Raw genomic sequence first — 12,195 nt, forward strand, 5'->3', positions numbered from 1 at the left:
TTAAATCTTAAATATATTTGTAGCATTTTCGTCAGTAAGGCGTATAATCTCGCTTTCGGGCAAAGCATATATATCCGATAATTTCTCTACAACTTTCACTATATAAGCACTTTCGTTGCGTTTCCCGCGGTAAGGTACTGGTGCCAAATAAGGTGAATCGGTTTCTAAAACGATATGCTGTAAATCTATATTTTTTAAAAACTGGTCTATCTTTCCGTTCTTAAAAGTTACCACTCCGCCGATACCTAAATGTAAGCCGTAGCCAATAGCGCGCTGAGCTTGCGCTTCTGTACCCGTAAAGCAGTGAAAAATGCCAAAAAGGTCGTCGCTTTTTTCAGTTTCTAAAATCTCAAACACTTCGTCGAAAGCCTCTCGACAGTGAATAACAATAGGCAACTGATGCTTTTTAGCCAACTGTATTTGCCACTGGAAAGCCTCTTGTTGCTCTTTGAGAAAAGTTTTATCCCAATAAAGGTCGATGCCTATTTCGCCAATAGCACAAAAGAAATGCGATTGCATCAAATTCTCAACGTGCGCAAGTTCCTCCTGATAGTTTTCTTTCACGCTACAAGGGTGCAGACCGTTCATTAGGAAAACGTAGTCAGGATAATCGTTTTTCAGCTGAAACATTCGCTGGGTATAGCTCGCATCAATAGCTGGAATAAAACAACGGGTTACGCCAGCTACTTTGGCTCGTGCGATCATCTCGGTACGGTCAGCGTCAAATTCTTCTGAATATAAGTGTGTATGTGTATCTATCATCAGTTGTCAGCCGTTAGTGTTTAGTAGTTATTTACAATTATATAGGTTAAATACATCACAAGTGCAACTCCTTATAGCCAATATTTCTATAACCTTTCTTCGCCTTATCTTCGGTATAGATTCGTCATTTGTTCGTCTTTCCTTCGTCTTTTGTTCGTCCTTTAGCCACTGTAGACCCACTGTAGACCCACTGTAGACCCACTCTTCGTTCACCTTTCCTTCGTCTTTTGTTCGTCATTCGTTATTCCTGTACTTCCCTTTTACCTTTTATCTTTTACCTAAATAAAACGCTACTGCCGATGTTACAAACCTCTCAAAAGCCTCGGTTACTTGGGGAGCATTCTTGGTAGTGAGGGCAAACGGACTCATATGGGTATACGGATAAGGAAAATCTTCTATTTGCACCTCTATATTGATATTTCTGTAACCTCCTTTAAGGGTGTTGAGTGCCTCAATAGGAGGTGTTACCTCGTCCTTCTCCAATACTAAAGCTTTGATTTGCTTCTCCAACTGCAAAAAGCGCTGTTCACGTTCTTTCTGGTAATAGTTGTAGCGCAACATCGTTTTGAACCAACCTTCACCAAAATGAAGGTCACTATCTTGATAATGTCTTAGGCGGTCGTCGTTCTTGAAATTGGTGCTGAGCAGTTCGGCAAAGGTTTTCTGCATTGTTATCGCTGCACGCCCGTCCATTATGTATTTAGAAATGGGGAACATACGGTCGATAGTCATACCTCCGCAGAAGCAAAAGAGTTTGGAATTAGTAAAATAGTCTTTGGGATTTGCCATCATCAATATTACAGAAAGGAAAGAGCCTATGGAATACCCAAAGAGGTCTACCGTAGCCGTAGGTGCAATGGTAGGGAGCAAGCCCGCTTTCAGGTCGGTGATGAGCTGTACTATATCGTTATACGTTTGCAAACCCGACCAAAAGAGACGTTGAGGAAAGGCATCTAAACGCGTAGAAGTCGCCGCATTCACATAAGAGGTTTCCGAATTATCCGGAAACTCATTCATACGCTTTTGTGCAATAATGTACATTTCTTGGCGAGAGCTCCATCGCTCAGGGGCACGACTCATATGGAAGGCTATTGGGAAGAGCATTACTGCCTTACCTGTTTGTGTTGCCAATCCATAAGCCCACGGTAAGTATTTATCCCATTTCTTTTCGTTGAGTCCGTGGAATACAATAATCACCCCTTCAGCTTTTGGAGTTCCCAAAGGTTGTATTATATGATACTGGAAATGAATATTACAATCCACATCATAATCAGCCCAATGAAGGTCGTCTTGCGCATCATTAAGCTGAGAAGGGAACGATAAGTTATGCTCTTGGCAAAACAAATGCGGACTTCCTGGCAAGTAATACTTAGCCCCTTCGGAGAAAAAGCTATTATGCAAAATACGAATACCCAGCTCGGGTAATTCGGTATCGCGCTGGGTATCGAAAACTGTTTTTAGTTTTTTGTATAATTCGTAATATTCCATATTTTTATAAATTAGATAATTAGCAAATTAGCAAATTTTCTCATTTACTAATTTGCTAATTATAGGATTACCAATTAGGATTTTGTTTCCAATTGCCTTGTTCGTAGTCTATATCATCTACTGGTATAGGCCATACTATTTTATAATAGTAATTACTTCCTACCTGAATATTGAGTTCACTATAATCAGAGGCAGGAGTATTCCTGATAGCCGTTACATCCTGAGGAGTACCTCTTTTTACAGGCAATCCCCAGCGATTAAGGTCATACAGGCGGAAATCTTCAAAAGCTAACTCTCTATTGCGCTCGTTTTGTATGTCGGCAAAAAGGTTGCTTCCTGAGGTAGTAATAGCACTGAGCCCTCTTGCAGCACGTAATAGGTTTAAGTACTTTTTAGCATTAGTTTCATCATTGTTTTTATAGGCAGCTTCGGCTGCTATAAGGTAAGTCTCAGCTATGCGGAAAAGCTTAGCCTTATGCCCATAATAAAAATTATAACTATCAATAGGTTCTAATTCTCTATTTCGAGGGTACTTGTTTACAGCATAAAGAGAGCTAAACCCTACGGTTACTTCTTTCAAGAAAACATCTTTTCGCCAATCGTCAGTAGTAAATAAATCTATAAAATCCTGAGTAGGCAACACATTAGGATTTGCGTCTATCTGTCCTGGGAAAAAGAAACTTTCACTTTCGCCTAAATAGAGCTCATTGGTATTATCAGAAGTTTCATAAACTCCTGCATTGACAGCTGCGTATAACTGGATAATACTCTCGGTATTATCATCTTCTGTCCATATTTTCTTGAAAGCATCGGCAGAGGTAGCCAATGGATAGCGATTAGTACTGATAAGTGCTACTGCTACTTGGTAGGCTTGTGCCCAATCATTTTTATAGAGCAAGACTCTTGCTTTGAGAGCTCTGGCAGCATCGAGGGTGAAAGTATCAGCTCCTGCTGCTCCTGTTTGGTTTGCCAATAAGGTTTCGGCTTTCTGAATATCACTGAGTATAAAATCATAGGTTTCGGCTACACTACTGCGCGGAGGAAAGTTCTTGAGCGTAGGAGCTGTAAGCAGAGGTAAACCTAAATCGGTAGTTGCTGTACTACTGTTATAAGGTTTGCAGAAGTGCGTAACCAAATAGGTATAGCAATAAGCACGCCCTAAGTAGAGGGCTCCTGTAAGTTCTTGTATTTCTGATTGCTCAGGTATATTAGGGAAGCCCTTAATACCTGTGTTTATATCTTGAATGATAAGGAAGCGTTCTTTCCATATAGAGGCAGTAGCGTGCTCTGAAGAAGCAAACGTAGACCACCGATGCATATCGGGCAACTTTTCCATTGCTCCCGCAGCTGCATTGAGATAATCGGCTTGGAGGTCTGAGGCATACATCTGTTGCCCCTGATTGTAATCACGCAAAGCGTTATACATCCCGTTTACCCACATTTCAGCATCGCGCTTATTCTTAAAGCTGGTATTCTCACTGGCGTAATTATAGGGGTCTAAGTCCAAACGAGCACAACCCGTAGGCAACGACACCAAAAAAGAACATAAAAGTGCTATATATATTATTTTTTTCATTTTCCCTTTTTAGAATTTAAGTTCTACACCTATAGTAAATTGACGAGCAGGCGGATAACCTCCTCTTGATAACGTATTAGAAAACTCAGGGTCGGCTCCTGAATATTTGGTAATGGTGAAAATATTACGTGCCGATGCATATAGGCGCACTCCTGAAAAGAATCTCATTTGGTCTATTACCTCCTGAGGAAGCGCATAACTTAAACTTATACTCTTCAAGCGCATATAAGAAGCATTTTCGAGTAAGCGAGTATCTTTGCGCATATAATAAGCACTACTGAGTTTAGGCAACTCTGTATCATCACCTTCTTGTTTCCAATAGTTAAACAATTCTCTATTGAAATTCTTACCTCCAAAAGTGCTTTGGTTTAAAGTATAGTATCGGTCTTCATTGATGAGCCATTTGCCCAAAGCATAAGAAAATGCCAAATCGAGTGATACATTCTTATAAGTAGCACTTAGCCCAAAACCACCATTGATAGGTGCAAACATTTTCTTACCTGTAGTTTGTATTAGGTCTTCACTGAATTGGGTCGTAACTTTGGAGTCGTCTTTTTGTTGTATCATAGGGTTATCTTCGTTTCGTTGATACCATTCGGCATCTCCGTCTTTATTGATACCCTTAAATATTGGCAATGCCCATTGTAATGGTTCATTTAGCCTATATCCATTATTAAAAAGTCTATTTACAAAATTATCTTTGCTCAAGAATAGCGAGGTTACCTTCTGTTCATTGTAATTCATATTGAAATAAGGACGTATGCTAAAATCATTGTTCTTACTTCTATATGCAATCGTTGAAATAGTAAGGTCAAAACCTCTATTTTGCATATCACCTATATTATCCGGAATAGAAGTAAAGCCCGACGCTGAGTTTATATAACGTTGTGCAAGAGTTTTATGGGTATTGCGCTCATACACTTCAAAATTGATAGTAGTACCTTTGGCGATACCGATATGCAAGCCGAGTGTTGTTTTCTGTTGTTCTTCCCACATAATATCGGGATTACCGAGCATTGCAATAAAATAACCTGGGGTTTGCTTATATAATTTTGAAGCATCTACCAAAGTTCTATTGCGATAATCACCAATAGAAGAGTTGCCCGAAATACCAGTGCTAAAACGCAAATCTAAGCTGGTAAGCCAATTTACCTTTTGCAAAAACTTCTCTTCTTTGAGTTTCCACATCCCTCCTATCGCCCAGAAATTGGCATAGCGATTATTTGAGCCGAAAGCCGATGAACCATCACGGCGTGCTGATAGGTCTATAAAATAACGGTATTTATAAGAGTATTCTAAGCGAGTAAAATAGGAATTAAATCCTGATTCAGACTGACTATCTCCTACATTATATTCTTTAGTTCCGTGGCTGAGCATTGATAAAGCATCAGAAGGTTGCCCCTTAGACGATGCGTTGAACGAGCGCCACAGCGTTTCGATAGATTCTTGCCCCAATAAAAAGTCAAAATCGTGTACGTTCTTTATATTCCACTTGTATTGCAATAGGTTAGTATAAGTACGCTGTATGTATTTATTGAGATAGCGAAAGGTTTGTGCTACCGTTTTGCTACTATCATTACTATAACGATAATCTATATAAGAAGGCAGAGGCCCTTTACTTTCTGTTTCGTTTACATTATACTGTATCCCTACTTGGCTTTTAAATGTTAAGTTCTTGATAGGTTCTATTAATAAATACCCTATGGGCAATATATCCTCAGTATAATCAATAGAAGGGTATTTTTCAGCCATATAATCAGGGTGAAAAAAGCCATTTTGACGATTAATAAAAGAAGGAATGTAATTTTTTCTCTTCCCATCGCTCTCTTTGGGAGAATAAATAGGAAGCGACAATATATCGGTTTCACTACCAGCATTCGATACTCCTTCGGCAGTGGTAGTTCCTAAGGAGATTGAAAGTCCTGCTTTAAGCCAATCGGTTATTTGTGTGTCTAAATTAGTATTGAGATTATAGCGTTTGTAGTCCGAACGCGCCTTTATACCCTGTTGGTCTAAGTAGCCCAACGAAATGTAATAAGAAGTAGTATTACTTCCTCCCGAAATAGACACATCGGTACGTGAGATAGGAGCAAAATCGCGAAAGAAAACTTTATCCCAACGTGTATTATAAGGATTTGCCGCCAAGATACTATCGGCGATAGCTCTTGCCGTAGTTTGAGTGTAGCCCGAACGCCTACCGAAAGCTACAATAGCATTGGGGTCTTTTTTTACCCAAAAGTCCATATACTCTTGTGGGCTGGCCATATTATCAAAGAATTTGCGAGTTACATTGGTGCGCATTGAGAAGCCCAACTGATGATTAATAGTAATATGAGTGCGCTCATTGCGTTTACCTCTTTTGGTAGTAATTAAAATCACCCCATTGGCAGCACGAGCTCCATAGATAGAAGTAGAAGCAGCGTCTTTGAGTACTGTTACGCTCTCTATATCGGTAGGGTTATACATCGTCATTATATCGCCACTTACAGGGGCACCATCTATTATATACAAAGGTTCTGAGACTATCGTCTTATCAAAAACTGACATAAACGTATTGAGCCCGTGAATGAGTACCGAAGAGCTTGCTCCTGGTCTTCCCGACTCGGTAGTTACCACCATACCTGCCACTTTACCTTGTAGCGCATCGGTGATATTAGCATTAGGAGTTTCGGCAAAATCTTTGCCTTTTACAGTAGCTACCGAAGCCACCGTGCGACTGGCTATTTTTTTTCCTCCATAGCCAGTTACCACTGTACCCTCTAATTGCTGAATATCGTCTTGAAGGACGATATCTATTTGGGTTACACCTGCCGTTACTTTCTTTTCGACGGATTTCATTCCCAAGAATGAATATTTGAGTACATCGCCTACTTGGGCATTGAGAGTATAGTTGCCATCAAAGTCAGTAGAAGTACCGTGTTGGGTGCCTTTTATAAAGACAAAAGCGCCCATCATAGGTTCACCCTTCGTGTCTTTCACCGAGCCCTTAATCGTTACATTTTGCGCTAAGGAAGGTAATACCCAAAGGAAAATACCTACAAAAACTAATAAATTTTTCAAATTCATAAATCGCTTTATTTTTCAGTGCAAAGTTTTCTAAAAAAAAATGAGAAAAACAAACAAAAGAAAAAAGAGATTCCTCTTTTAGAATATTTTTCTAAAAATATACTCTAAAACAGAAAATTAATATGTTTCATAGCCTCTTTATTGACAAAATGGTGTTTTTAGAACTTTGAGAGTTTATATACTGAAAATGTGATGAATATATTTTTTATGAGCGTTTTTTTGGGTAAAAAAAATTTTATATGGAGCTTATAGGAAGCTTATAGGAAGCTTGAACGAATCTTGGACGATAGATATAGGAATGTTACTGAAAGCCTTTGTACACCTTGGTTGAGCGCTATAAGGTAGTTACACTTATGTTCTGTTATTGGTTTTTCTAAAAAAGTGTTATCTTATAGAAAAATACGCCATTGCTTATTGATAAGGTAAGATTTGGCTATTTGTAATTATTTATTATCTTTGCCGAAAAATATAAACATATGAATATGAAGCACTTTTTATCAGCTATCACACTCCTTGTTATGAGCCACTTAGCTTGGTCACAAAGTCCTAACATTTTAGACCCTGATTACCAAAACAGCCGTCCTAACCCTTGGACTTATGGGGGAAATATAGGCATTGGCTACTCTACTTATGGATTGGGGATTGATATATCGCCACGCTTGGGGTACAAAATCACTGAGGATTTAGAGCTTGCTGCTGTGGTGAATGGTTCTTTTCAAAACTCGGAATACTACCGCAGTTTGTTAGTGGGCGTAGGTCCTGCTTTAACCTATTACATAGGTAGGGTGGCGTATGTGAGTAGTTCTTATCAGCATTATTTTATCTCTCAGAAGCATAAAAGCACCAATTACAAATACAATACTGAGGAAGACGCCTTGTATGTGGGAGCTGGTTATATGCAAAATGTGGGGGGTAATGTGTATATACAGATAGGTGTGAGCTACAATGTGCTCTACAAGAAGGACAAAAGTGTTTTCAGCAGTGGTTTTATACCGAGTGTTGGGATAGTGATAGGACTTTAGTGTGAGCCACACAGTGAAGTGCGAGCCACACAGGCAATTAGCACGACAAACAGGTGTGAGCGAATGAACAGTAGAGAAATTTATTTATTTATAATTGTTCATTTATAATTATTTTATACCTTTGCACCGAAAAACATAACAAGAGGACAAATTTGTACTGATTGCAACCTCTTGGGGTACTCCCCGAAAAATGCTAAAACAGTAATCTTTACTTGCTTTTCACGTCGGTTCCCCATTCTTCTTTACAATTGCGTCCTCTACTAAATCATAATTACCAATGGGATATTTATTCACCTCTGAGTCCGTTTCTGAAGGACACCCCGACAAAATCGCAGACCAAATAAGCGATGCTCTAATCGACAACTTTCTTGCTTTCGACCCTCATTCGAAGGTGGCGTGCGAGACTTTAGTTACTACCGGTCAGGTAATATTGGCTGGGGAAGTAAAATCGAACACCTACATAGATGTACAGCAAATTGCGCGCAACGTGATTGAGAAAATTGGCTATACTAAAAGCGACTATATGTTTGAAGCCAAATCGTGTGGTGTGCTTTCGGCAATTCACGAACAATCGCCCGATATCAATCAGGGGGTAGACCGCGGTAACCCCGAAGAACAAGGGGCTGGCGACCAAGGAATGATGTTTGGTTATGCGGTAAACGAAACCGAAAACTATATGCCTCTTGCCTTAGACCTCTCGCACGCTTTGCTGAGAGAATTAGCCGATTTACGTCGTGAAAACAAAGAGATTACCTATTTACGCCCCGATGCGAAAAGCCAAGTAACCCTTGAATACAGCGATGATAACAAACCGGTGCGCGTAAATACGATTGTGATTTCTACCCAACACGACGAATTCGACACGGAAAAGAAGATGCTTCAAAAGATAAAAGAAGACATTGTGAACATTCTCATACCGCGTGTGATTAAAAAGTATCCTCAATATGCGCCATTCTTTGACGACAAGATTATTTACCACATCAACCCTACGGGTATCTTCGTGATAGGAGGCCCTCACGGCGATACGGGCTTAACTGGTCGTAAAATCATCGTAGATACGTATGGCGGTAAAGGAGCTCACGGCGGAGGCGCTTTCTCCGGCAAAGACCCAAGCAAGGTAGACCGCAGTGCAGCTTATGCTATGCGACACATCGCTAAGAACTTAGTAGCCGCAGGAGTAGCCGATGAGATATTGGTGCAAGTGAGTTACGCCATAGGGGTAGCCGAACCTACGGGCGTGTACGTAAATACTTATGGTACAGCTAAGGTAAACCTCACCGATGGTGAAATAGCGAAGAAGATACAAGAAATCTTCCCTTTGCGTCCGTATGATATAGAACAACGCTTGAAACTACGCAATCCTATCTATAGCGAAACAGCATCTTACGGACATATGGGACGTACACCTAAGGTGGTAACCAAAGTGTTCTCGTCTCCTTATCACAAGACAAAAACGATAGAAGTAGAGCTTTTTACTTGGGAAAAGTTAGACTTTGTAGAGAAAGTAAAAAACACTTTTTTTAATGATTAATGATTAGCAGTTAATGTTAATATTAATATAAAGAAGGCTGTCTGATAGAAAACAGACAGCCTTCTTTAATTTTTTAGAAGGTGATATACAATGCAAATTAAATAGTTAGAAGGGAGAATATATGATAGAAAAACGACTTTTCACTATCCAATATTCTCTCTTAAAGCTCTATTTGGTATTGCAATACAAAAGTACCTAAGCGAGTACTTACCTTTTTATCAGTAGCATCGAAGATAGGGCGGTTCTCATAGCCGAAGGAGAGTTTGCTCTTTTGTCCGTTAAAATAAGTATTCACGCCTACTGAATAGATATTCACGTTGCTGTTGAGGGCTTTATAGTTAGCAAATCGCCAGCCTGCATTGGGTTGTACACGGATATTACAATTTTCCCATTTAGGGAGCAAATAGCCTAATTGCAAGAATAAGGTACTACCTGTACCTATGGCGGGAGTAGCATTGCCAGCCCCATTAAGAGAGGTTCCTCCTCCAAAAATGCTATTAGCACCCACACTTCTTACATAATCACTACCAAAATGAGTGCTGTTAAAGCCTAAATAAGCGGTAATAGCGTCGTTGCGTTCAGAAATAGGAGTATCTATAAAGAAGTCGATTCCTAAATTGAAGTAATCGCGATAGGAAGTATTAGTTCCATCAGTAATTTCTCTCATTTTAGCTTGATATTCATAGCCAATACCGAGATTCATTATGTGTTTAGTTCCTAAATAAGTGCCATTACCTCCGCTAGTAGGCAATTTGTTGCTCTCATCGTCCCAAAACTCATATTTTAGGTAAGAGGAAGTAAGCACTTTGGGTTGCCCTTTGCTATAATTAAAAGCTGTACGAACATTATCAGAGGGGGCAGGTGAATTTTGCAAAGACACAAAATAATCAATCTTTCCTAACTGACCTTTGGCGTAAACACCTATCCTACGCCCCATATCATCGAAATGATTAAGGGTGTTAAGATAATAAACGGAAGGGTCGAGAGTGAGCATAGAGCCGTTAGAGAAAGCGTTGGAAAAGCGCCCAGCTCCTGCAAAGGTGGTCTTGGCTACCCCAATGCTCAATTTTTCGCTAAAAGTATACTGACCGAGCACGTCAAGCAGACGGAAATCGGAGCTTTGGAGGGTACTTTGGTTGAGATTATTATTTCCCATTAGGATATAGAACAACCATTTCTTTTCTACTTGGGCGAAGAAGCCTAAGCGATAACGCCGTACAGAAAGGTCGAATACCTTATCGGCAGGTTCACCTTGTACGGTAGTACCAGGGTTTGTTTCGGTAAGACGAGCCCAAAACTGTCCACGTACAATACCTTGAATAAAAGTGTCGCCTTCTTCGTCGAAATTATGACGAAGCAACTGAGCTGAGGCAGGAATTGCCATCAATAAAGCTACTAAAAATAGAATTCTTTTCATTTTATGTTATGTTTATGGTTTAAAAAAGTTACTTGGCTTTGGGATTGTTAATAGCCATCAAATGGGTATCTATGAGTTTCTTTAAATTCTCATCGGAAGGCATTGGTGCATTGCTGTTGATGATATTACCCTGCGCATCGATAAGCATATAGCGAGGGATACTTCGCAAGTCGTACAAAAACTTATAAGTATCTTTCACTTCTGGGGTGGTATACAGATGAATACCACTTAGTTTATCATTCTTTACCATCTCTTTCCACGCCTCTTTATCACGGTCTACTGAAATACTGAGAAAGACAATAGGCTTACCTTTATAGGATTGCTGTAAGGCTTCTAAGGCGGGCAACTCTTTACGGCAATCAGGGCAATAAGTAGCCCATATATCTACAAATAGCAATTTGCCTTTGAGGGGTAAACTCTCATATTTCACTTCTTTATCGTTCAAGTCGGTAAGACCTTTAAAAAGAGGGAAAGGTTGTCCTGCTTTAAGTCGGTTTACTGTAGCAATGCGTCCTGAAAGAGCGTTTAACAGTTCGTTATCTTTTACTGCCTTTTGCACTAAGGCTATAATCTGTTCATTGGTAGTCTCAGCCGAGGTTGCCGATACGCCTTCGATGAGCAAAGGGGTGAGGTCTTCTTTAATATTTTGTGATTTGAGCGTATTGAAATCGGCTAAAATCTTACCCCACGGGTCGTTGAACTCATATTGCACTTGATAGCGATAGATTTTCAGTTGGAAGCAATTATGCACTAAGGTTTTATAAGCATTATACGCATCGAAATCGGTAGCGTTATCTAAATCTACATCTTTAAGAGATTCTTCCAAGGCTTTGATAGCAGGAGCTTCTTCTTCGGTATATTTGCGATGATTTAGTAAATAAGCAGAAGTAAGAGACAAGAGTTCGTATTGATTCTCTTTCTCTTCTTTAACTATAAAATCAGAAGGTAATCCTTTAGCGTTAGCTAACACCTCAGCGCATTGTTTACTTATCGCTTGTAGGTTCTGCTGAAAAGCAACGGGGTTCTGCCCTAAAAGTTCATTTTGCTTTTCGGGAGTTTGCAACCCTATAGCTTCCTTTTGTTGCTGATACGCTTTTATAGCTTCTTCAGGATTGGTACAAGCACTCAATCCTAACACAATGAGAAATGCAATAAATAGTTGTTTCATAGCTTTAGAATTTAAAATAATGACAAAGGTATAATATTTTTTTGGAAATAGGAACTTTTTTTATGAATATTTAAATAATGGTTAATGATTAATGGTTAATGATTAATGACGAATGACGAATGACGAATGACGAATGACAAAAGCGGTGTGAGCCACACGGGCAAA

The 12,195-nt window shown here is 39.6% G+C and carries 8 protein-coding genes; 2 read left to right on the forward strand and 6 right to left on the reverse strand.

Translation table 11 applies throughout. From position 1 onward, the window contains the following. From ACSQ7D_RS07315 to ACSQ7D_RS07330, 4 genes are all read right to left on the reverse strand, one after another. Nucleotides 1-762, reverse strand: a complete 762-nt coding sequence (locus ACSQ7D_RS07315; RefSeq protein ID WP_437135782.1) for a TatD family hydrolase — start codon at nt 760-762, stop codon at nt 1-3. Between the two features lie 267 nt (nt 763-1,029). Further along, complete coding sequence (locus tag ACSQ7D_RS07320; protein WP_437135783.1) at nt 1,030-2,250, reverse strand: DUF6051 family protein; 1,221 nt, start codon at nt 2,248-2,250, stop codon at nt 1,030-1,032. A 67-nt stretch (nt 2,251-2,317) separates the two neighbouring features. After that, nucleotides 2,318-3,826: a RagB/SusD family nutrient uptake outer membrane protein gene (locus ACSQ7D_RS07325; RefSeq protein ID WP_437135784.1), complete on the reverse strand. Its 1,509-nt coding sequence runs from the start codon at nt 3,824-3,826 to the stop codon at nt 2,318-2,320. Between the two features lie 9 nt (nt 3,827-3,835). Continuing rightward, complete coding sequence (locus tag ACSQ7D_RS07330) at nt 3,836-6,892, reverse strand: SusC/RagA family TonB-linked outer membrane protein (protein ID WP_437135785.1); 3,057 nt, start codon at nt 6,890-6,892, stop codon at nt 3,836-3,838. Nucleotides 6,893-7,374: 482 nt separating this feature from the next. Here ACSQ7D_RS07330 and ACSQ7D_RS07335 point away from each other — a divergent pair, with 482 nt between their 5' ends. After that, complete coding sequence (locus ACSQ7D_RS07335; protein ID WP_437135786.1) at nt 7,375-7,914, forward strand: hypothetical protein; 540 nt, start codon at nt 7,375-7,377, stop codon at nt 7,912-7,914. A 277-nt stretch (nt 7,915-8,191) separates the two neighbouring features. Continuing rightward, the gene (metK, locus tag ACSQ7D_RS07340) at nt 8,192-9,445 is read left to right on the forward strand and encodes a methionine adenosyltransferase (RefSeq protein ID WP_009418001.1); all 1,254 of its coding nucleotides are present in this window, start codon (nt 8,192-8,194) and stop codon (nt 9,443-9,445) included. A 160-nt stretch (nt 9,446-9,605) separates the two neighbouring features. Here metK and ACSQ7D_RS07345 read toward each other — a convergent pair whose 3' ends face one another. Then, nucleotides 9,606-10,862, reverse strand: coding sequence for a hypothetical protein (locus tag ACSQ7D_RS07345; protein ID WP_437135787.1), 1,257 nt, complete (start codon nt 10,860-10,862; stop codon nt 9,606-9,608). Between the two features lie 28 nt (nt 10,863-10,890). After that, nucleotides 10,891-12,030: a TlpA family protein disulfide reductase gene (locus ACSQ7D_RS07350; protein WP_437135788.1), complete on the reverse strand. Its 1,140-nt coding sequence runs from the start codon at nt 12,028-12,030 to the stop codon at nt 10,891-10,893. Nucleotides 12,031-12,195 lie beyond the last annotated feature (165 nt).

The organism is Capnocytophaga sp. G1920 (assembly GCF_051417515.1).

Excerpts from the sequence above, each read along its gene's own strand:
- ACSQ7D_RS07325 (WP_437135784.1), bottom strand. The coding sequence starts at position 3,826 with ATGAAAAAAATAATATATATAGCACTTTTATGTTCTTTTTTGGTGTCG.
- ACSQ7D_RS07345 (WP_437135787.1), bottom strand. The coding sequence starts at position 10,862 with ATGAAAAGAATTCTATTTTTAGTAGCTTTATTGATGGCAATTCCTGCC.
- ACSQ7D_RS07315 (WP_437135782.1), bottom strand. The coding sequence starts at position 762 with ATGATAGATACACATACACACTTATATTCAGAAGAATTTGACGCTGAC.
- ACSQ7D_RS07330 (WP_437135785.1), bottom strand. The coding sequence starts at position 6,892 with ATGAATTTGAAAAATTTATTAGTTTTTGTAGGTATTTTCCTTTGGGTA.
- ACSQ7D_RS07320 (WP_437135783.1), bottom strand. The coding sequence starts at position 2,250 with ATGGAATATTACGAATTATACAAAAAACTAAAAACAGTTTTCGATACC.
- metK (WP_009418001.1), top strand. The coding sequence starts at position 8,192 with ATGGGATATTTATTCACCTCTGAGTCCGTTTCTGAAGGACACCCCGAC.
- ACSQ7D_RS07335 (WP_437135786.1), top strand. The coding sequence starts at position 7,375 with ATGAAGCACTTTTTATCAGCTATCACACTCCTTGTTATGAGCCACTTA.
- ACSQ7D_RS07350 (WP_437135788.1), bottom strand. The coding sequence starts at position 12,030 with ATGAAACAACTATTTATTGCATTTCTCATTGTGTTAGGATTGAGTGCT.